At 56.1% G+C, this 19,216-nt stretch carries 22 protein-coding genes; 6 read left to right on the forward strand and 16 right to left on the reverse strand.

The window, feature by feature from the left end:
• Positions 1 to 228 precede the first annotated feature (228 nt).
• The 14 genes from AC2FNY_RS17080 to AC2FNY_RS17145 all read right to left on the reverse strand — a co-directional run bounded on the left by AC2FNY_RS17080 (position 229) and on the right by AC2FNY_RS17145 (position 11,453).
• Positions 229 to 1,209, reverse strand: a complete 981-nt coding sequence (locus AC2FNY_RS17080) for an ATPase, T2SS/T4P/T4SS family (RefSeq protein ID WP_496803183.1) — start codon at positions 1,207 to 1,209, stop codon at positions 229 to 231.
• Positions 1,210 to 1,309: 100 nt separating this feature from the next.
• Positions 1,310 to 2,722: a TraB/TrbI/VirB10 family type IV secretion system protein gene (locus tag AC2FNY_RS17085; protein WP_496803184.1), complete on the reverse strand. Its 1,413-nt coding sequence runs from the start codon at positions 2,720 to 2,722 to the stop codon at positions 1,310 to 1,312.
• A gap of 2 nt (positions 2,723 to 2,724) precedes the next feature.
• Positions 2,725 to 3,444: a TrbG/VirB9 family P-type conjugative transfer protein gene (locus AC2FNY_RS17090; RefSeq protein ID WP_496803185.1), complete on the reverse strand. Its 720-nt coding sequence runs from the start codon at positions 3,442 to 3,444 to the stop codon at positions 2,725 to 2,727.
• 5 nt (positions 3,445 to 3,449) lie between these two features.
• A complete protein-coding gene (locus AC2FNY_RS17095) occupies positions 3,450 to 4,106 on the reverse strand; it encodes a VirB8 family type IV secretion system protein (protein WP_496803186.1) in 657 nt (218 codons plus the stop codon).
• Between the two features lie 3 nt (positions 4,107 to 4,109).
• Positions 4,110 to 5,135, reverse strand: a complete 1,026-nt coding sequence (locus AC2FNY_RS17100; RefSeq protein ID WP_496803187.1) for a TrbL/VirB6 family protein — start codon at positions 5,133 to 5,135, stop codon at positions 4,110 to 4,112.
• Position 5,136: 1 nt separating this feature from the next.
• A complete protein-coding gene (locus AC2FNY_RS17105; protein WP_496803188.1) occupies positions 5,137 to 5,526 on the reverse strand; it encodes a hypothetical protein in 390 nt (129 codons plus the stop codon).
• A complete protein-coding gene (locus AC2FNY_RS17110; protein WP_496803189.1) occupies positions 5,523 to 6,287 on the reverse strand; it encodes a type IV secretion system protein in 765 nt (254 codons plus the stop codon). The genes AC2FNY_RS17105 and AC2FNY_RS17110 overlap by 4 nt, the downstream gene beginning before the upstream one ends.
• Positions 6,284 to 7,390, reverse strand: a complete 1,107-nt coding sequence (locus AC2FNY_RS17115) for a lytic transglycosylase domain-containing protein (RefSeq protein WP_496803190.1) — start codon at positions 7,388 to 7,390, stop codon at positions 6,284 to 6,286. The genes AC2FNY_RS17110 and AC2FNY_RS17115 overlap by 4 nt, the downstream gene beginning before the upstream one ends.
• On the reverse strand, positions 7,390 to 7,584 hold the full coding sequence (locus AC2FNY_RS17120; RefSeq protein WP_496803191.1) for a hypothetical protein: 195 nt from the start codon (positions 7,582 to 7,584) through the stop codon (positions 7,390 to 7,392). The genes AC2FNY_RS17115 and AC2FNY_RS17120 overlap by 1 nt, the downstream gene beginning before the upstream one ends.
• Positions 7,575 to 9,965, reverse strand: a complete 2,391-nt coding sequence (locus AC2FNY_RS17125) for a VirB4 family type IV secretion/conjugal transfer ATPase (RefSeq protein WP_496803192.1) — start codon at positions 9,963 to 9,965, stop codon at positions 7,575 to 7,577. The genes AC2FNY_RS17120 and AC2FNY_RS17125 overlap by 10 nt, the downstream gene beginning before the upstream one ends.
• Positions 9,940 to 10,218, reverse strand: coding sequence for a VirB3 family type IV secretion system protein (locus AC2FNY_RS17130; RefSeq protein ID WP_496803193.1), 279 nt, complete (start codon positions 10,216 to 10,218; stop codon positions 9,940 to 9,942). Before AC2FNY_RS17130 ends, AC2FNY_RS17125 begins: the two co-directional genes overlap by 26 nt.
• 15 nt (positions 10,219 to 10,233) lie before the next feature.
• Positions 10,234 to 10,515 (reverse strand): TrbC/VirB2 family protein, encoded by a 282-nt coding sequence (locus AC2FNY_RS17135; protein WP_496803194.1) that lies wholly within the window; start codon positions 10,513 to 10,515, stop codon positions 10,234 to 10,236.
• A 19-nt stretch (positions 10,516 to 10,534) separates the two neighbouring features.
• Positions 10,535 to 11,149 carry a lytic transglycosylase domain-containing protein gene (locus AC2FNY_RS17140; RefSeq protein WP_496803195.1) on the reverse strand — a complete coding sequence of 205 codons (615 nt, stop codon included), beginning with the start codon at positions 11,147 to 11,149 and terminating at the stop codon, positions 10,535 to 10,537.
• On the reverse strand, positions 11,121 to 11,453 hold the full coding sequence (locus tag AC2FNY_RS17145) for a hypothetical protein (RefSeq protein ID WP_496803196.1): 333 nt from the start codon (positions 11,451 to 11,453) through the stop codon (positions 11,121 to 11,123). The genes AC2FNY_RS17140 and AC2FNY_RS17145 overlap by 29 nt, the downstream gene beginning before the upstream one ends.
• A gap of 157 nt (positions 11,454 to 11,610) precedes the next feature.
• Here AC2FNY_RS17145 and AC2FNY_RS17150 point away from each other — a divergent pair, with 157 nt between their 5' ends.
• The 6 genes from AC2FNY_RS17150 (at position 11,611) to AC2FNY_RS17175 (ending at position 16,267) form a co-directional block, all read left to right on the forward strand.
• Complete coding sequence (locus AC2FNY_RS17150) at positions 11,611 to 12,189, forward strand: hypothetical protein (protein WP_496803197.1); 579 nt, start codon at positions 11,611 to 11,613, stop codon at positions 12,187 to 12,189.
• 608 nt (positions 12,190 to 12,797) lie between these two features.
• On the forward strand, positions 12,798 to 13,622 hold the full coding sequence (locus AC2FNY_RS17155) for a helix-turn-helix transcriptional regulator (protein WP_496803198.1): 825 nt from the start codon (positions 12,798 to 12,800) through the stop codon (positions 13,620 to 13,622).
• Between the two features lie 10 nt (positions 13,623 to 13,632).
• On the forward strand, positions 13,633 to 14,106 hold the full coding sequence (locus AC2FNY_RS17160) for a cupin domain-containing protein (protein WP_496803199.1): 474 nt from the start codon (positions 13,633 to 13,635) through the stop codon (positions 14,104 to 14,106).
• A gap of 201 nt (positions 14,107 to 14,307) precedes the next feature.
• Complete coding sequence (locus AC2FNY_RS17165; protein ID WP_496803200.1) at positions 14,308 to 14,691, forward strand: VOC family protein; 384 nt, start codon at positions 14,308 to 14,310, stop codon at positions 14,689 to 14,691.
• A gap of 46 nt (positions 14,692 to 14,737) precedes the next feature.
• Positions 14,738 to 15,409 (forward strand): HAD family hydrolase, encoded by a 672-nt coding sequence (locus AC2FNY_RS17170; protein WP_496803201.1) that lies wholly within the window; start codon positions 14,738 to 14,740, stop codon positions 15,407 to 15,409.
• A 3-nt stretch (positions 15,410 to 15,412) separates the two neighbouring features.
• Positions 15,413 to 16,267, forward strand: a complete 855-nt coding sequence (locus AC2FNY_RS17175; protein WP_496803202.1) for a PhzF family phenazine biosynthesis protein — start codon at positions 15,413 to 15,415, stop codon at positions 16,265 to 16,267.
• 251 nt (positions 16,268 to 16,518) lie between these two features.
• On the opposite strand, the gene AC2FNY_RS17180 is transcribed toward AC2FNY_RS17175, so the two are convergent.
• Both AC2FNY_RS17180 and AC2FNY_RS17185 read right to left on the reverse strand, forming a co-directional pair.
• Positions 16,519 to 18,111, reverse strand: coding sequence for a hypothetical protein (locus AC2FNY_RS17180; protein WP_496803203.1), 1,593 nt, complete (start codon positions 18,109 to 18,111; stop codon positions 16,519 to 16,521).
• Positions 18,108 to 19,214 carry a protein kinase domain-containing protein gene (locus AC2FNY_RS17185; protein ID WP_496803204.1) on the reverse strand — a complete coding sequence of 369 codons (1,107 nt, stop codon included), beginning with the start codon at positions 19,212 to 19,214 and terminating at the stop codon, positions 18,108 to 18,110. The genes AC2FNY_RS17180 and AC2FNY_RS17185 overlap by 4 nt, the downstream gene beginning before the upstream one ends.
• Between the last annotated feature and the right edge of the window lie 2 nt (positions 19,215 to 19,216).

Genomic DNA, 19,216 nt, shown 5'->3' on the forward strand with positions numbered 1-19,216 from the left:
TTGAAACCGAAAATCGGGGTAGGTGGAAGAGGGCTGCAAAGCATCGGCAGGATAAATACTGCAAGGATTTCAGTGTTCGAAAATTAAGCTAAGAATAAGAAAACACGTAGTTTTTGATGAACAGCTCTCGAAAAAGGGCAAGCCGTATGCGGAGCAAAGCTTGCTAACTTGGTACTGAAGGGTTGTTGAAACTGGTGCCGAACAAACGTCCAGAATTCCCATCGGCTATCAAGGCCTGAGCAGCAGCAACTCGGCGATACCTCTGGCACCAGAAGACCTACCTAACTGCACAATGACATCAATCGACTTTCTGATGTAGGTCTGTACTTCTGCAAAGGTCAGCGGTGTTCCGGCTTGAAGAACCATGATCGCCAGCCGATCAATGGCCAGTTCTGCTGTTTCGGCGTGAATTGTCGACACTGATCCGCCATGCCCCGTGTTGATCGCCTCGAGATAGGTGAGCGCTTCCGGACCTCTAAGCTCGCCTACCACGATCCGGTCCGGTCTCATCCGCAGAGAAGCCTGAAGCAGGGCACCAGCCGACCGCGGGCTATCCTTGATCCGGTCGGCAAGCAGACAAACTGTATTCGGCTGATTTGGAAACAGCTCGAATGCATCTTCGATGGTGACGAGCCGTTCATTGTCGGGAACATGCGTAAGGAGATGGCGGGCAAAGGTTGTCTTGCCCGTCGAGGTTCCACCGCTCACAAGGATGTTCAGGCGGTTTTCAACTAGCTGCCTCAAAGCTCCGGTTAGATCGGTTTCTGCCTGTTTCGAAATTGCTTTCAGCTTCTCCGCCCGAATATCGGTCAGAGAAACTGCCTTGCCCTGAAGGTAGGCGGGCTCGTAACTACGAATGTCGGTTTGGCCAAACAGGCGTATGGTGATCGCGGCCCCTTGCTCCACGGCGGGCGAAACCACGACCTGAACGCGCAGAGGTCTTCCCCGAAATTCCACTTTCCCAGATACCAGCGGGTTCTTTTCCGAGACCTTGGCTTTGGCATCGCCAACCATGGTGGTGCCAAGGTTGACCGCATCAGCCGGGTCAACGGCCTTGTCACCACATTCCATTGCAATTGAGCTACGTCGCTCGACCCAAACGCGCCCATCCGGATTGATCGCCAGCTCGATGACGTCATCATCGGTCAGCCAATTTTCGAAGGGCGCAAGGTATCGCTCAAGGTACGAAGCGGGCAGGGGTTCCGTCATGGAGAAATTGTTTTCTGATGCACCGAAAATCGCTGCCTCTCGCTAACGCTTGAACGCGTTTTCCGACTCATTTTCTCTTTCTTAAAACAACCCCTCCTCATCAATAAATCACCACATCCCGATCCACGAGCACGGTCACACCTGCACCTTGATCCACATAGATTGTCGGCGACATCGAAACCTGATCCGCAATAACCGAACTGGTTGCGTCTGAGAGGTCTGAGCCAATGTTTGCCAGCACGTCGGCGGCGGTTTCATCCTGGACGCGTTCCGCCGCCACCGATGGCGCTGCACCAATGATCGAAATCAACGCAGCCCCGCCAAAGCGTTCCAGGAATTTGGTATCGACCAGACCTGTTAACCCAGACCTACCAAGCTGATCCCCACCAACGGCGGAGATATCGATCGAAGTGCCATCCGGCGTGAGGATACGGGTCCAGAGGATCAGGATGCGTTTCTGACCGACCTCGATGCCGGAGCGATATTGGCCAAAGAGGCGTGACCCGCGCGGGATCAGGGTCCGGTCTCCGGAAAAGGCCAGAACAGGTTCCGAAACGACTGCGACCACATTGCCTGGCAGGTCGCTGTTGATCGCGGTTTGCAGGGCGGCCTGGATCACGGAGCCTTGCGCGAGGGTGCGATCCGGGAACTCCATACGCGCGGCCTCTTCGATCTCAAGAGGGCGCGCGGCGGTTTGCAGATAGGCTTCGTTTTCATCGAGGGGTGCAGCCGCCCCGGTTGGCGCTGCGCCAGGCGATCCGGATGTTGCGGTGGCCGACCCCTTGCCATCGGCATAGACGATGGCGGGTGACCGGATTTGCGCATTCAGCAGTTCGGCGGCAGCACGTTCAGCTTCACGTCGTCGTTGATCTTCTTCCTGCCGACGCCGCTCTTCGAGGAGACGTTGGTCTGAGATGAGAGCGCCTTGCTGCAGCTCGCGTTCGAGCGCTTCCCGCTGCGCCCGTTCCGCATCGAGAAGGCTTTGCAGGCTGGAAAGGCGTGTCGTGTTTTCGCGCTCGAGGGTGGCCAAGTCACGATCTCGTTCCGCGATCTGTTCTTCAAGTGCCTTGGTTTGGGCATCAAACGCTTCACGCAGATCACCGACGGCGGCCTGGATTTCAGCATTACGTTCTGACTGGCTGGCAGCAAGGGCCTCGCGAAGCCGCGCGAGTTCGTCGAGCACCTCGCGGCTCGGTTCCGGAGCAGGGGCCGCGGGTACATCAAGCGCTTCCTCCACTGCAATCAATGCGTCATTGACGCGCCGGTCGGTTTCATCTGGGGGGAACTCCAATCGTCCGCCACCGGGTCGGCCGTCCTGAAAGGGTGTGACCTCGGATGTCTCAAGTTGTGCTGGCCCGTCCTGAGCGCTGCTAGCCAACCAGTAGGCTACTCCCGCGCCGCCAAGTGCGAGGGCGATTGCCAATGCCCCCACACCGATGCCACCGGACCGGGGTTTCGTCTTGCCTTCCTTGAACGTGTCGAGGCGCTTTTGCAGATCAGGATCGTCGGCCATGGTTAGTTGCTCACATAAACGGCGGAGCGATCCCGCGCGATGCAGAGCGCCTCATCATCAATCCGCAGGGTCCAGAAATCATTCACACCAAGAACCCGGACAGTGTTGCCATCCTGGGTCCAGTTGACAGTCCGCTCGCGGCCCTGATCGTCGGCCTTGAAGACGGCTGGCTGTCGGCCATTCTCAGGGAAGGTGAAGTAGGTGTAGCGCCCGTCGTCATAGACTGACGCAGGGCGGAAATCGCTCTCTCCAGCGATGAGATAGGCGTAGTTGCGCGGTGCCTCAAAGCCTTTGGGAGTGGTGGTCCTTGCTCGCCGTTCGTCTTCTGGATAACGAAACCGCACCTCGAAGAACATCCCCGTCCGGTTCGGGATCGATCCTTCGCGCAGATGAAAGGAATAGCTGCGGCGATTGGTGATCACCGTCATATTAGTGGAGGCCTTGGCCACATGCGGCTTGATGGTCAGCACGTTGCCAAGTTCCGGGATCGGATCGACCTGAAAGCTTTCGGTGTCGCCAACGATGACGGCTTCGAACCGTTCATCCCGTCCGAAGTGGATGGTGGTTGAGTGGCGCAGATCGGTTTCGATCCGGAACACCTGGTTCTCGTTGTAGGTGGCATAACGGATACGGATATCGAGCGGGCCACCTTGTGGTGTGGCCTCGGCGAGCGCGGTGGCTGGCAGCGCAAGTGCCAGTAGAAGCGGGGGCAGCAGATTCATGATGATCAATTCTCAAGGGTTTCGGCATCGACGCGATAGGAGGTGACGACAAAGCCGAGGGGATTGGCCCAGACGTCCTGCAGGCGCTGGCGGGTTTCGGGACGGAATTCATAGGCGAGGGTTGCCACATAGGGTCGGGTCACAGTGCGGGTATCGCGCTCCCGCCGGAGCGTGCGCGTGAAACGGACCTGGGCGACGCCGGGTTCGATCTGGTTCACAGAGCGGATCACAACGTCGATTTTGGCTTCGCGACCATAGACTGTGATCGGATAGTCCTCGTTTGAGGAAGACCAGAGATCGCGCAGGGTGCGTGCGGCGTCACTGTCAGAACGGTCCAACACCGAGTTGATGCGCTGCTCGCCATCAGTGAGGTCATAGGTTTCCCGATCATCGACATAGGCCACGAGATTGGCCTGGATGATGGCGTCGCTTTCATCGAGGGTGAGGGCGGCGACCTGCGAGACGCGGTCCATCTCGCCGGTTTCCTTGTCGACCACCACGACGAAGGTCTCGACCGATTTCAGCGGGAAGAGGGAGACCGCCCCCAAAAACCCAGCCAGCCCAATGATCACGCCAGCGGCCGCCACGAAATACGCAAACCGTTCTCGTCGTCGTGGCCCATAGATGAAATCCGCCTCGAAGGCGTCGCGTGCTTTGCTCATGGATCAGGTGGCCTCGTTGGAATTGCGAAAAGACTTGGCGCGCGCCAACATCGCGGCGGGTGTTTGGCGGATGACCTGGCCGGTCTTGACGAGGCCGTCGCTGGTGGCATGGCGCAACTCGTGGGGTGTTTTGCCGGTGGCCAAGCGGGCCCCGCCACCGGTTCCGTATTCGCCGGCATTTATGACGCCCTGCCGTGCCAAACCAGTGAGGCCGATGGCATTTGAGGCGATGCCAACCACGCCGGTCAGGTTTGAGGCGATGTAGGGCACCGAGGCCATGATGCCCGCGCTCAGGATCAGGATGACGAGGAAGGGCAGGATGAGGCTGATTGTGGCGACATTGTCGGGGTCGGCGGATGAGGCCCCGATACTCTCGGCGATGGCAACGATGATACCCGCCGCGCCCGCCGCAGCCACAGGCATAAGCGCATAGCCGATGGTGGCGCGGGACCAGGCCTCGAAGAGTGATTGTGTTGGTTTGAAGAGCGATGCCAGGATCATGAATGGTGCGATAACGATCATCAGGGTGAAGACGATCTTGGCAAAGGCGATGATCCCGGCGGTGACAGCGGCAAAGATGGCCGAGAGCACGAAAAAGATCGCGCCCAGCACCGCGCCAAAGACCCAGCCCGCATTGTCTCCAATCGCATCGCCATAGGCGGTGATGCGGTTCACCATGGAATCGAGGCTCTCGTAGACGCCCACCTCGTCACGGCTGTCGGTAAGATCGAGAATGGCTGCGCCTAGGCTGTCGGGGACAGACGTGGCGATATTGTAGATGACGGCAAAATTGTCCCAGCTTTGCGCGAATATCGATACCAATGTGAGCTTGATACCGAAGGCAAAGCCACTCCCGAAACTCATTGGGCGCAACTGCATGACCACATTGATGCCGAGCAGGATCAGTAGAACGACGGCGCCTGCAGAGATCACGTCGCCGACGACGCCCGCACCGTCGGCAAAACCGGACTCGGCCACGCTGTCGACGGCGTCATCGACTTGGGAAAGGATATCGCGGATGATCCCCACCTCAGTCCGCCTCGCAGGCCGCAGTTCGCTCAGCTTCCAGGCTTTCGGCGAGCAGGCGTAGGTCTGAGGTATCGAAGGGACGGAGGGGATCGTTGCTGGTCACGAACTCTTCGCCCATTAACACCACCTCGTCCCAAGTGATGTCGTTGATTCCGCAATCGCAACTACCTGTCTCCTGCCAATGTCGTACGGCAAGGATGCGCAGGATCGCCCGGTAGCCGTTGCGAATATAAGCGGTCTTGGCGAGATCGCGCGGCGGTCGCGGCGCGATGCAAGCCTCAGTCGTTTCCTCAGGCTGCGCCATGGTTTCAAAGCCGCCGGACGTCTGGGCAAAGCCAGGTCCAGCGAAAGCCAACAGCAGCCCGAGTGCGATGTCGATGCGCCGGATCACTGTGGCACCTCCATGGAGCGGAACTTGCGCTCGGCGGCGAGGGTGGCGGCATCGACCACGCCAAGTTGACCGGCGCTGACGCCTTGCGCTGCTTCCAGCCGCCAGATTTGGGTCATGATGATCCCGAGCTCGGCGGTCACGCGGGTATTGAGATCAACAGCGGACTTGAGCCCGTCCTGATCGTCGATGAGGCCCACCATAGTCTCGAGACGCTCGAGGCTGGCACCGGCTTCCTCGTGGGATTCTTGCGCTGCCACAGACAGCATGGCGCTGGCACCCGCGGAGGTGGCGAGGCGATTGTCGGCAGGTTCAGAAGAGGAGGAGAGGCCTGAGAGATCGGTGGACGTCAACCCGGTTCCCGAGAGGGCGCTCTCAACCTGACCAGATAGGTCAGAACCAGAAACAAACCCGGAAGTGAAATCCCCATTTGCCAGCGCCTGCAGGGTTTCCAAGGGACCGATCAATGCGCCACGCAGCTCTTCGAATTCTTCAATGGTGGCGAACAGGTCGCCCAGCCCATTGCCGTTAATCAGAGAGCGCAATTGGGCTTCGAGGTTTTCGAGCTGCATCAGCTGGGTTTCCAACTCGCGGCGTAGTGTGGCCAGCTGTTCATGCTGAATACCGAGGTCTTCGGCCATGTGCTCGAGTTGCAGGAGAAGCTGGCGCAAGGCCTGGCCATCGAAGGTAGGCACGCCTTGAGAGAGGGCAGGGGATGCGCTGAGGGCGAGCACGGTGGCTGCGCTGAGCAGAAAACGTTTCATCTTGATACCTCCATGGCCATGAATTTCCTCTCCTCCAGACGATCGATCATCAGATGTTGAGCGTGCGCCGCCTCCCGCATCTGGTTTGCCGCCATAAGCCGGACACGGAGGGAAAGAATGCGAGCGATCTCGGCCCGCGCGTAGGTGTTAAGCTCGATCGCCGCTTTCACATTGGGCTGCGCATCGATCTGGCGGATGATGGCCGCGAGGCGATTGACAACCTGCTCAGTCGTGGCATGCGCATCGGCGGCGTAGTAAAGGCTCGCATCCGAGATGTTCGAATACTCGGCCAGCGCCATGTCGGAAGGAGTAAGCGTGCCAAGCGCGTCGGCCCCACCAATCACGGCGAGATATTCGTTGTAGAAACGTGAGATGTTGCGGACGTAGCCCTGGGTTTCCTTGAACGGTGGCACACCACCATATTCAATGACGCGCCCAGGTCCGGCATTATAGGCGGCCAGCGCATTCGGAATGGTGCCGAAGCGGTTCAACTGGGTGGTGATGTAGCGCGCCCCGCCGCGCAGATTGTCCATCACGTCATAACGATCGACACCCATGTCGGCGGCAGTGCCCGGCATGAGCTGGGTGAGGCCATAGGCGCCGACCGGGCTTTGGGCGGTGATGCTGAACCGGCTTTCCTGCTTGATCAGCGCCTGAAACAGGCAGCGCCATTGGGTCGGTGAGAGGCCGGCCCGCGCAACGCCGGGCGACCCGGCATATTCGCCTGCGACCTGGACGATCAACATCTCGATGGTTTCGCGACCCTCACCGAAGAGACGGCTATCCATCGGATGGTTCGATGCGGGCGGATAGACGGCGGAGGCGGGGAAATTGGCATTGCCTTCTAGCGTCTGGATGTTGAAGCCCTGCCCGGTGATCGCGTCTGTGATCTCTTCGAGCACGCGCAACTGTTCGGCCTGGATTTCGGCAAGCTGTTCCTCTGTCGACAGAACCTCGCGCTGCGTGGTCGCATCCGCCCCTAGTTGGCTCAGGATTGCCGCCAACTGCCCCAGCCCGGAATTGTCCTGGACCGGCACACCTTGCGCATGGGCGCAGGGAGGCAGGCAGCAGAAGGCTGCGGATATGAGGAGCGCGGCGCGCATCAGCCACCCTTCACCGGCTCGAAGTCACAGTCTTTGGTGAGGTAGGAGGATTTCGTGGATAACGTGAGTGGTGAGGTCGCGCTCCGGGACACCACCGGCTCCCCATTTTTGCCGAAGCAGGGCGAGGTTTTCTCGGTGTAGCGCTCGCAGGCGGCAACGCCGAGAAGGGCAATCATCAAAAGTGTCACACGCATTTCATTCTCCAGAAGTCAGGATTGTTGCGCCAATCGGGGCCGACCTGCGCCTCTCCGGTCCGCCCGCCCCCTAGGATCGGGAGCAAATCCCCGAGGGCAGACAGATCGGCATCGACAAAGAGGCTGTCACCGGCGGACCGCACCAGTGCGATCCGTTGACCGGCTGTCGGCTGGGTGAGCAGGGCAGCTTCTTTCTCTGAGACGCGCAGGAAGTCGTAATCGGCCGCTGTGGCGCGATCGTTTGGGAAGAGGATTTGGGTCGGGACGGTTTCAACGATGGTCTTGCCGACCCGGGCGTCACGCAACTGGCTCGGGTACTGCGTCATCATCACGACGACGCAGTTCATCTTCCTGAGCGTGACCAGCCAGTTTTCCAGCCGCGCCCCGAAATACGCGTCATCCAGCAGCTTCCAGGCCTCGTCCAGCACGATGATGGTGGGGCGGCGATCTTCGACCACCCGTTCGATCTGGCGGAAGATGTAGGAGAGCACAGCCATGCGTTCGGTCGACATGTCGAGGATCTCGGTCATGTCGAAGCCGACGATATCGCTGTCGAGGGCCAGGGTCGGGCCGGATGGGCCCGTGGCAAAGACCCAGCCGTAGCGCCCACCCGGCACCCATTCACCAACGCGCGATTGCAGCTCACCGCCATCATCGAGGGATCGAAACAGCGTCTCGAAGCTCTCGAATGTCTGCAGCGATGCTCCGGCTTCCGCGTTCTGCCGCACCGCATTTTGGATGTGGCGGGATTGTTCGCCAGACAGGGTGCCGTGGGTGGAGAGCAGAGTGCCAAGCCAATCCGATAACCAGGCGCGACCGCGTTCATCGGTTTCCGTGGTGAGGGGGTTGAGACCTGTTGGCACGCCGGCGCGGACCTCATGGTATTTGCCGCCAAGAGCGCGCACGGCCATCTCGAGGCCGCGATCCTTGTCAAAGAAGAAGAGCCGTGTGCCGACGCGTTGTGACTGTGCCGCGAGAAACGCGGTGGTAAGGGTTTTACCTGTCCCGGTTCGGCCCAGCACCAACGTATGTCCGACGGTCGGTTCCTTGCCCGCATCGCCTGCCTCATGGAAATTGAACCGGTAGCCGGAGGTGCCCACCGACGGCAGCACGGTGATCGGTTCACCCCAAGGGCTGTCCTCGCCACCTCGGCCTTCAACTGATCCATGCAGGGCGGCAAAGTCCGCGAAGTTGATCGAGGAGATTGGTGTGCGCCGCGCCCGGTAACCGAAGTTGCCCGGATGCTGCGCGAAGTAAGTGGCTTTGAGCGCCATGCTCTCGCGCACGATCACCGCCATGATTTCCTGACCTGCACGTTTGATCTGGGCGGCTGCGCGTTCGAGTACGTCGCGACTTTCGGCATAGACAGCGACGGAGAGGTGATGATTGCCGAAAGCAATCCGCCCAGCCTCCTGGTCGTCGGCGGCAATGGCGAGTTGGTCGCGCAGCGAGACGGCTGCATCATCCGAGGCATGCATCTGGCGAATGATGCGCTGGATGCGTTCCGCCATGATATTGGTCGGGATCGGCGTGAAGGAGTTGGTCAGCACGATGTCGAGTGGCAGGTCGAGCCCGTCGAGCAGGGTGACATCGGTAAGCGCAGGATAGGACTTGACGCTGAAGAGCGCGCCGTAGCGGGTGGCGCCGGTTGTGGCGCAGTCGATCCGAACCGTGTCGCCCTCAAAGGTGGCGCGGATGTCCCCCAACTGATGCGACAAGGGCAGGGCGCTCTGACCAAAAGCGACGGGCGCGAAGGAGCCTGAGTTCAACGTGTTCAGGAACCCAAGCCATTCGCCACCCGCGGTGGTGAGCCGTTTGGGCTTGGCTTTGGCGAGCGCGACTTCAAAGAAGCCGACAACTTCGTTGAGTTCCTGCATCCGCGCCGCACGATCCTTGACCCAGCCTTTACGGGCCAGGCCGCGCAGGAACGGCAGGCGCGAGGTTAGCTCGGGGCGGCGCAGGATTGTGAGGTAGAGCTGTTTCTTCTTGGGTTGCAGGCCCGCGACATGGTGCTGCCAGCGTCGGTCGATCTCGGCGGCAAAACTGTCGCCGTCTATAGGCTTCAACGCCAGATCCTGCGAAACGGAAATCCGGTGCACGTAGAAGCCGAAGAGATCGCCGGTTTGGGCCACGATGGCCGCGACGGCCCGGCGCAGCGCGTCGAGTTCTCCATCCGGCGTGGTCATCGGGTTGAGACCATCGAGGCGCAGGGTCGCCATCAGGTCCCCCTCGCGCAGGATCAGCACATCTTCCGCCACCACAGAGAAATACGGTAGGTGTTCCGCGAGAAAACTCTCCCGTGCGAAGGCGCTGCCATCGGCTGCCATGAGGGCAGGGGGCACGGATTTGGTGCCATCAAGCGCCAAAGCTGTCACCCCCATGCAGGGAACGGTTCTTCGTGGACCGCACCGTTCCATAGGAAACCCGCAGAACCTCAAAGAAATGCGGCTCCTTGTCGGCCACAAACCATAGTACCGGGTAGGCGATGATCCCGATCAGAAAGAAGACCAGCGACTTGGTCCAGATGAAGGGCAGAACGACCCCCATGGCCAGCACCACAAGGTAGCCAACGGGGAGGCCGAGATACTTCGGCGGGCGTGCGAGGCCGAGGAAGAGGGGGGATCGTTCTACCACTGATCTACCCGTGCCTTAGGTGAAGCCGTCGACGATCGTACCGGCCGAGAAGATCAGCACGATGCCGATGATGACGGAGGCGAACCATCCCCAGTTAAGCCTTCCCATCATGCACATGAAGCCGGTGCCAATGACCGCGAGCGTTGCAACAGCGATGCCGATCGGCCCCGTCAGCGCGGCTTCGACTGTCTCCAGCATGGTCTGGATGGGAGAAAGGTCTTGCGCGAAGGCGGGGTGTGCCAGAAACGCTAGGGTTGTGGTGGCAGGCAATAGGTGTCGGAGACGAGGTTTTCTCATGGGGATTTCCTTTGGTGAATTAGTTCAGGTCGATGACGACCGGGGCCCGCGATGTTCCGTGAGTGGCGATGCGGGTTACGGGCTGCTCGGCTAGATGACCGGACAGACGTGCCCGAATGCGATGAATACGCGCGATGTAGTTGCGCGTCTCATTGAACGGTGGGATCCCGCCATATTCACGGACCCTATGCGGGCCGGCGTTGTAGGCGGCCAGCGCCAGGTCGACGTCGCGAAACTCGGAAAGCTGAGCGAGCAAGTATCGCGCTGCGCCTTCGAGATTCTGATTGGGATCGCTCCGATCAACGCCCAGACTGCGGGCCGTTGCAGGCATCAACTGACCAAGCCCGTATGCACCTTTCGGACTGACGGCTGTCGGGTTGTAGCTACTTTCAGCTTCGATCAAGGCTTGGAATAGTGCGTGCCAATCGGCGGTTGACATGCCAAGCGCACGCAGACCGCGGTTTTGCTCATGCCGTTCGGAAGTTGCGCGGATGGCGGTGAGGATTGAGTGACGACCTTCAGGAACGGGCCCGTCTACACGTGCGGCAACGGGCTCCCCAGCTTCTAGCCCATGAAAGTTCCAGCCGGAGGTTCTGACGCTGCCGTCAGCCCCGATCACCATCAGGTCCGCCATCGCCCTCTGGGGCGTTGCGGATATTGAGATCGAGAGAGACAGGGCGACCGTCACCATAATTGGTGTGATGATTGACGAGCCCCGGCCAGAGCGCGAAATGGCGCACTTTCGGCCCGTGTTTCTGGACCTTGGCAGCGACCAGGATGAGCTCTTCATCCCCGACCGTATAAATGCACTGGTAAAGTGGCTTGCCGTCACCTGTGCCCCCCACGAGTTCATACCGACAGGTAAAGTCTACCTTCCTCGCGATGAGGTCCTTCACACCATCCAGTGTGATCAGACTCAGGTGTCTTGCTATCGGCATGGTCTCTCCCTCTGAGAGACCTTCTTACATGATGCAAATGACACGGAAACTACAGTTAGAGTCAATATATATAAAACGTATAAAATAGAAAAAGATGGCAAAAGAGCGAATTCGCCGCTACGTTGAACGAGATTTTGACCGCCACACGGAGGGGCAGATGCGATCGTTCATTCTGAGTTTGGTTGTTGCAGTGGTGATTCTGCCGGTCACGGCCAAACCTTCTCGTGCCTATGACATGGACTGCGCGATCATGCTCTGTATGGCGGGAGGTTTTCCGCCAAGCGCTGTCTGTTCAGCGGCTTACGCGACCATGATCAGACGGATCACGCCATGGCCAGTGAGACCTCCATTCGGAATCTGTACATTTGCTGCGGTCCCCTTGGAGTTGGGAGGTCCAGGAGGAGAGAGAGAGGTAGATATCTCCGTTCCGGAATATGCTTGGCTTAGGCGAACGCGGGTGCTTTGGTTTTGGGGTCGTAGCTACGAGCCTCGAGACGACTCTCGGCACTGGGACTGGAGTATTAGGTCGTGCAATCATGAGAATGACAACTGCCGCTACCTCATCAGAGTTTTCGGCTCTCGAACTCCTTGGCCCTCGACGTTTGAAAGTGATAACGGCCAATTGATACCCTATCCTTCCAGCAGCGATGCAACCTATTTCTATCGTCGCGCGGTAATGGTCGAGTTCGGTGACTACGAAGGCAATATGGACCGATCTGAATGGTTTGCCTACTAGCGAAAAGAGACTAGACGCAAGGCCGTTCGATTGGCTGAACTGCTATTTCTTCGCCAAGGATCGATTCAGGATCTATGAACCACATTCGCGTCACTTGACCTGAATTCCAACGAAAATCGCGCCAAACGATTTTCTTTTCTATGCCTTGGACAACGTAGCCTTCACATACTGGACGCGCGATGAACTTTTGGGCCACTTTCTCGCTCACTCGCTGCCTCGTCGATTGAAATGAAAAACAGAGTCTTCCCCTCTCTGTCTTGCGCCAATGGAAGGCTCAACACACGAGAGGAAGCTGGGAGACAATTGATCGGTATCGGATGCAAATTGAGCGAATGAGTAGCTTGAGGTGGTTGACATCTGAACGAACGGGACTCTCGCTAATGGGATCGTCCGAAGTTCATGCCGCTCGACATCGTGATCACGCGGAAAAGACACCCAGGCTGTCGCAAACCCGACAAGAACGCCCAGTTGGCGCGAATTATTGCATGAATTGATCGGCTTTGTGCGAGTTTTGATCGATTTAGAGGCACGCGCTGGATTCAAATTTGGTCTGCGAAGTGTTATGCTCAAGTGCTACCACCCACGGAACAACTGAACGGCGCAAGCAGATGTCGAAGCAAGAAAGAAATACGGAGCCAGGCTTTCATATTTTGCAAAGCCGATATGCTCGATTTCACAACATCATCAGCCCTGTGCCGGCCGTCATTTGGGTGCTCCGAGGGGTAAAACGGATCTCGACTGATCGAGAGAACAGGGAGGTGGAGCGCGGCTATTTGGTTCTTTTGCCAGAAAATCGGCCAATAACGGTTGAGAATACTCCCGACGGCTCTGCGCCGTATGAAGCGCGAGTTTTGGCTTTTGACAGGTCCATATTCGAGAGTGTCTACTCGCGAATTCAGATCTCAGAAGATGCCAGAAGACGGAGTTTTGCCAGCGTCCCTTCGGACGGCGATTTGGAAGCCTCTTTCGAGCGCGCTCGCCAAGCCATGCAAATTTCTTCCGAACTGCCTAGTTCTATCTATCAGCATAGATGTGAGGAATTGGTCATCTGGCTGGCCGAGAAAGGGGCGTGTTTGCCTTGGGCATTTCCGGCGTCAACAGCGGATCGTGTGAGGGCACTAGTAGCAACTATGCCAAGCCATCCCTGGACTGCTGCGGATGTTGGAAAGCAATTGGCCGTAAGTGAAGCGACTCTGCGGCGGAGGCTGGCTTCCGAGGCAACTAGTTTCTCAAGAGTCCTTTCAGAAGTACGGATGTTGACCGCACTCAGCCTTATTCAAACAACTGACTGGCGCCTAGGAGAGGTCGCTGCCTCTGTCGGTTACCAATCAACTACCAGGTTTTCGAACAAGTTCTTAGAACGATATGGTGTTCGCCCATTGGAACTTCGTCGGGAGCAGAAACCGAACGCGCCCATTCGGGTTGCCAACTGAAAGAATAGAGATGTCAAACTCGGAAAAGATCGCGATCACCGCAACCGAAATTCCCGTAAGGGACAAGCCATCTGCATATCCTGAGCCTTTTTTCTCGCGGATGGTAGGCAGATCAAAACGCCAATTGGGAAATTTTTTCGGACTCCAAAACTTTGGCGTAAATTTGACCGAGCTTGCTCCTGGGGGTGAATCGGCACTGATGCATCGACACACCCGCCAAGACGAGTTCATCTACGTCCTACAAGGAAACCCGCTACTTCGAACGGATGAAGGCGAGTTTCAACTTTCCCCAGGCATGTGTGCTGGTTTCCCAGCAGGCGGTGTGGCTCATCACCTGGTCAACAGAACCACTGACTCAGTTCTTTACCTGGAGATTGGTGACCGAACTTCGGGGGATGAAGGACACTATCCAGAAGACGACCTGTTGGCAGTCATGGAAGATGGAGCATGGGTCTTCAAGCACAAGGATGGTACGCGGTATTGATCACCCTTCGCTGTGGTTTGTAGGTCGCTTGATGGAATAAGGTGTTTCCCCGGTTCAAGCTCTCAATGGGCGACGGGCATAACTGACTGGTATGCGATTTCTATCGGGAAGTGGAAGACGCGTCGTTCTTAAGTTGGTCTTACACTGGTGTGGTGTCCTTATGCTGGGGCCACAACTACTCGAATTGCAAGGATGCGTCCCATGTCTGCGTTCCCGATAAGTGCTGTTCAAATCAATGTCCACAATATGGACAAGGCAATGAACTTCTATTGCGATATCCTGGGCTTCGAAACTGACAACACGCTCGGATTTCCAGAGTCCATTACCCTTCGCAACGACGGTTTCTACTTGATCCTGAACACTGTGGCGCTTCGGTCTGAGAACTCTTATCCCACCAACGCCCAGGTCATTGTGAATCTAAGAGTGCAAGACCTAGAAAAGGTAGTTGCGGGAGTAGCGAGCAAGGGGGCGAAAGTTCTGCATTCAACACCACAAAACTGCCCGGTTGGTCGCTTTGTCGCCGTTGCCGATCCGAGTGGCAATGTGCTCGAATTGGTTCAGTTTGAAAACGAGAAGGACTCCTGAGTTCTGGCGGGAGATCTCAATCAAGCATCCCTGTTAGGTAAAGTTCATGACAAATGAGCAAAACAGATTTGTTTTCATTTTCGATGTCGATGACACCTTGGTCAGGACTGGTGGTCTTGAAGATGAATTGTTCCCGGAAGCTGTTCGCCTAAGCCTTGGGCCCGTAAAGTTTCGGAGCAGTTGGGGGGACTATGATCATGTCACTGACGCGGGCATTCTACTTGAACTGGCACATGACAACAACTTGAAGACCTTGAACGTTTTCGAGATCAAGCAAACATTTTATCGTCTTCTCTCTGAAAAGCTGGCGAGCAAGAATTGTTGTCAAGTTCCAGGAGCTTCACGATGGCTAATGATGTTGAAGTCTCACCCCTCGGTTGATGTTGGTATTGCGACAGGCGGGTGGGAGGAGACAGCCAGGCTCAAGCTTGCAAGTGCAGGGTTCGAGGTGGATGATGTGCCCATTTTCTCTTCCAATGACGCTATCTCACGAACAGAGATCATGTCGTTGTGCGCAAAGAGAATTGGCGGTCGAAGTGACCGAATTCTCTACGTCGGAGACGCAACGTGGGATGCTGACGCTTCCAGCAAGCTGGGATGGAATTTCCTTGCTGTCGGAAGTGCGCTCAGAGGAACTCATGGCTATTGGGTTCCTGACTATGATGCACCTGGTTTGGCTTCTGTTGTTGCAGAAATTTTTCCAGATCTGTGTTTGTGAGGCGTGGGAGTAGGATTGTTGTCGAATATTCCGAGAAGGTTCACACAATGCGATGTTTTCTGCTCCGTGAGAGGCATGGGTAATGCTCTTGCGGTTGTTGTTGATGGAGCAGGGCTCTCAGATGAACAAATGCAGCGATTTGCTGCGTGGACAAACCTTGCGGAAACTACTTTTCTTTTGCCTCCTACCGATCCCGAAGCCGATTACAAGGTTCGGATTTTCACAACTGGCATGGAAATGGATTTCGCGGGCCATCCCACTCTTGGCAGTTGCAAGGCTTGGCTCCTTTCGGGAGGTAAACCCAAGCGGCCTGGCCTTGTAAAGCAAGAGTGCAATATCGGCCTGGTAGATATCCGCGTACACAGCGAAGTCCTTGCCTTCCGAGGCCCCCGCACCATCGTAACTCAAATGCCAGAGGAGAGGGTCCAGGCTTTATGCAATGTCATGAAAATCCCGAGATCGAATGTTCAAACAGCGGCAGTTCTTTTCAACGGCTCAAGGTTTGAGGTTCTTGAACTCCCAAGTTCTGAAGATGTTTTGTCAATTGACGCGACTCTTACACAGTTTCCGAAATTCAGGGGTATCGGCGTGTTCGGCCCCCGCCCTAGCACACCAAACCTTTACGAGGTTAGGAACCTAGCTCCTTCGAGCGGGATGGTTGAAGATCCGGTAACCGGCTCTATGAATTCTGCTATTGCGTCATGGATGTTTGACTGCGGTAGGTGGGATGGGAAGGTCGAAATATGGCAAGGTACCGCACTCAATCGAGGCGGGACTGTTGTGGCCTATAGTTTTGACAATTCGGTTTGGATCTCAGGAGAAGTGGCGGTCTTGATTGATGGAACGGTTTCGTTGTGAGCGCAGGCATTCTTCGAGTCTTGCGCTTGAACTGCCTATAGTCAGTCGAACGATGCCTGCCGACCTCAGCCGCAATTTTGCCTATCGGCACTTATGCATTCAACAAGATAAGGGATTTGTCGCAACCCAGTTTAGAATGTGCCGGCGTACAAGTGTTGGGCGGATAAGGTTTATTATGTTAAAGGTTATTCAATAGCATCTTATTCTTTCCATGACCGATTGTGTTTTAGCTGACGCTAAGGCAACAGACCTCAGAGATGGTTTTCAATGGCATGAGGTTCCGTCCTTTGCTCGGAATGAAGTTCTCCAGATTTTGCGCTTGCTGAAACGATTTGGTCTTTCATGTAACGCCAATATTCGGTCATCTCTTCTGAGCCGCCTGATTTGTTTAACTCTGCCTGCATTGCTCCAACAAGCCTGTCAGCTTGCGTTCTCGTCACCATTCCAGATAGTGCTTCTTCTTGGATCCAATGCATCTTGATGCGTCTGGATAGTGGACCATCTTTGTCGGCTTGCGCTGTCTTCAGCGCTTCGAGATATCGAGACCGACCCGTATCGTGATTGCCCAAAGAGAAATTAAGCATTCCATCAGTAGCTAAGTAGACAGGCGAATTCTTCCAGGCACCGTGTACTGACTTCAACCTTTCCATGGTCTTGACCGCGTCGTCCAAAAAACCCCGCCTGCATTCTGCATAGCAAAGATTGTTTAGAAGACTGTGCGAATTCGAGTTAGCTAGCAGCCCATTTCGACATATCGAAATTGCTGCATCATAATCCTGAGCGAAGGATATCGCGTAAAATGACCCTTCTATAGCGATATGGCCTGAGAAGCTTTCTTCGTTTTGCCACCTAGCGAAGCTCTGAACCGCTTCGTTCCATTTCCGCTTCTTGAGCAAAGCGTAAGTTAGCGCCTCTGCCGACCTCCCGAACATAGGTATTAACAAACCTGACATTTCTTCTGATAACTCACCAGGAACCTCTCGGAAAAGCCAAGTTGCCTGAGCCAACGCGTTCTCCGATGGGTGTGAGAGGCTTTCTTTGAAACGTTTATTGAATCTCTTTCGGTGCCCCGAGTGCCACTCCAAGGTTGCGAGGGCAGTGGCCAACTCAGAGATGTGTACGTTCCGTACCTTCAGGGAATCCAGCATCTTCGAAGCAGACTTGGCAACTCTTGAGCCGACGTTGTGATGTTCGGAAATGGCAATTTCTGCAGCTTGGACCCAGGGGTCTGTAGCAATAGCAGAACTCTTCCGTAGCTTGCTCAACGCATCTTCGGGCTGTCCGATATGCACCATGAACCGTGCAAAGGAACGTAAAATGTGCCGATTGTCCGATGTCGCTGCAAGCGCCCTCGCAAACGAACGTTCTGCGGCATCTGTTTCGTCAATGATGGCATAGAGACGTGCCTGCTCGGCATGAAGCAGTCCGTTTCTCGCTTGGTCGCGCAAACGAGCTCTGTTGTTAGCTATCGCACGATGGATATGTTCTTTGTTCGTGAAATCGTGCGAAGGCGCTACGCTCATGGGCTCAGGACGAATGACCCGTTGTGCAACGAACTTTGAAGTCTTGGTCACGTCATGCGAGTTGATGATCTGAGCTGCAGGGCCATAAAACAGGCCTTTATCATCTATGAAACTGGCGCAGTCGAGCAGTTCTAGTGCATGGTCAATTGTCGGTGTTTCCTGCCAACGAGCATACAATGCGCGCATACGATCTGCTCTCGCGATCGCTAACTCCTGATCAGGCTGAACGTTTCTCGAGCTAACCAGTTCGGTCGACGGTGTATTGGAAAGCGCCCGCCATTTTGGGACGGGAACCCTTTGGTGCTTGTCATCTAAATTCATGGTTTTTCCATCAGGGTGAGCTTTTTCGACAAGATGTCTGTTCGCGAAATCAGCCTTTGAAGGTCGTAGCTTGGTAGCCCTGATATGAAATTTCGCGGATCGCCCCGGACTTCGGGATCGACATCAGTGAGGTACTTCACTGCCTGTAAGATCTCTTGGAGGTTATTGAGGCCATCCGGCCCGTAGGTTGCTTCTACCTCAGATTCCATTACGGCCATGGCATCGCCGTGGACGTCGCGTAGGTAGGGTAGTATTCCGGCAAAGTCGCCAGTCCAGTTCGATGGGCCGTACTCCGGTCGAAGATAGACTGACATCACCGAATTCAATGATTGTTCAGTTAAAAGAAAGAAAATCAGGCTGCCCAGCATGTAGAGATCAAACCGTTTTCGATACTCATGGCTGACCCGCCGGCCCGTCATTGGCAAAGAAAATTGGTAGCCCCATGCTTCTGGCGCAGAGTAGTTTCGATCTCCTGCTTCTTTTAGCCCATCCCACGGACCTCGGTGATCATCGCAAGTCGCTCTACCTAAATCGGAGAGTTTTTGTACGGCGACATCAAAAACGAGAAGGTTTGATGGCTTGATGTCATTGTGCGAGATATTCTTTCCATGAAGTTGGGAGGTTGCCACCGCCAGATTGTGCACTACTTGCGGGATCCAAGAAGCACCCGTGCTCCTATAGTCTCGAGCGGACGCACGGATGTCGCCAACGGCCTTCTCAAAGACGATAAAAAAGACGAACTCCTTCACTCCGTCGTGAACAACTTCTAGCTCTCCATAGTCTACAGCACGGACAATTCGGTTCATGCCGCTAATCGTGCATATGTCGAGCATCTCTCTTTCGAAGCGCTGAAGGTTGAGCGCATCTGTCATCTGCTCGAGTTTCGATTTTCCATCATCGATGCGGAGCAACCCAATGTCGGTTGCTTTCAAAAAATACTCGTCCCCGGCTTCGTCAGTTGCCAGATACCCGACTGAAAAGGTCCCCCCAGAGCCGCCTTTCGGCCGCATAATTTTTTCCTGTACTTGCCAGGTGAGGCCAGCTTTTGCGCCGTTGAAAGTCTTACCAACAAGTTCGTGAGATGGGGAGTTGTGGACATTCATGC

It is taken from the genome of Ruegeria sp. BHSC223, assembly GCF_059613025.1.

Excerpts from the sequence above, each read along its gene's own strand:
- AC2FNY_RS17150 (WP_496803197.1), top strand. The coding sequence starts at position 11,611 with ATGCGATCGTTCATTCTGAGTTTGGTTGTTGCAGTGGTGATTCTGCCG.
- AC2FNY_RS17085 (WP_496803184.1), bottom strand. The coding sequence starts at position 2,722 with ATGGCCGACGATCCTGATCTGCAAAAGCGCCTCGACACGTTCAAGGAA.
- AC2FNY_RS17120 (WP_496803191.1), bottom strand. The coding sequence starts at position 7,584 with ATGCGTGTGACACTTTTGATGATTGCCCTTCTCGGCGTTGCCGCCTGC.
- AC2FNY_RS17180 (WP_496803203.1), bottom strand. The coding sequence starts at position 18,111 with ATGAATTTAGATGACAAGCACCAAAGGGTTCCCGTCCCAAAATGGCGG.
- AC2FNY_RS17170 (WP_496803201.1), top strand. The coding sequence starts at position 14,738 with ATGACAAATGAGCAAAACAGATTTGTTTTCATTTTCGATGTCGATGAC.
- AC2FNY_RS17135 (WP_496803194.1), bottom strand. The coding sequence starts at position 10,515 with ATGAGAAAACCTCGTCTCCGACACCTATTGCCTGCCACCACAACCCTA.
- AC2FNY_RS17115 (WP_496803190.1), bottom strand. The coding sequence starts at position 7,390 with ATGCGCGCCGCGCTCCTCATATCCGCAGCCTTCTGCTGCCTGCCTCCC.
- AC2FNY_RS17145 (WP_496803196.1), bottom strand. The coding sequence starts at position 11,453 with ATGCCGATAGCAAGACACCTGAGTCTGATCACACTGGATGGTGTGAAG.
- AC2FNY_RS17095 (WP_496803186.1), bottom strand. The coding sequence starts at position 4,106 with ATGAGCAAAGCACGCGACGCCTTCGAGGCGGATTTCATCTATGGGCCA.
- AC2FNY_RS17125 (WP_496803192.1), bottom strand. The coding sequence starts at position 9,965 with ATGGGGGTGACAGCTTTGGCGCTTGATGGCACCAAATCCGTGCCCCCT.
- AC2FNY_RS17185 (WP_496803204.1), bottom strand. The coding sequence starts at position 19,214 with ATGAATGTCCACAACTCCCCATCTCACGAACTTGTTGGTAAGACTTTC.
- AC2FNY_RS17110 (WP_496803189.1), bottom strand. The coding sequence starts at position 6,287 with ATGAAACGTTTTCTGCTCAGCGCAGCCACCGTGCTCGCCCTCAGCGCA.
- AC2FNY_RS17080 (WP_496803183.1), bottom strand. The coding sequence starts at position 1,209 with ATGACGGAACCCCTGCCCGCTTCGTACCTTGAGCGATACCTTGCGCCC.
- AC2FNY_RS17140 (WP_496803195.1), bottom strand. The coding sequence starts at position 11,149 with ATGGCGGACCTGATGGTGATCGGGGCTGACGGCAGCGTCAGAACCTCC.
- AC2FNY_RS17165 (WP_496803200.1), top strand. The coding sequence starts at position 14,308 with ATGTCTGCGTTCCCGATAAGTGCTGTTCAAATCAATGTCCACAATATG.
- AC2FNY_RS17160 (WP_496803199.1), top strand. The coding sequence starts at position 13,633 with ATGTCAAACTCGGAAAAGATCGCGATCACCGCAACCGAAATTCCCGTA.
- AC2FNY_RS17090 (WP_496803185.1), bottom strand. The coding sequence starts at position 3,444 with ATGAATCTGCTGCCCCCGCTTCTACTGGCACTTGCGCTGCCAGCCACC.
- AC2FNY_RS17155 (WP_496803198.1), top strand. The coding sequence starts at position 12,798 with ATGTCGAAGCAAGAAAGAAATACGGAGCCAGGCTTTCATATTTTGCAA.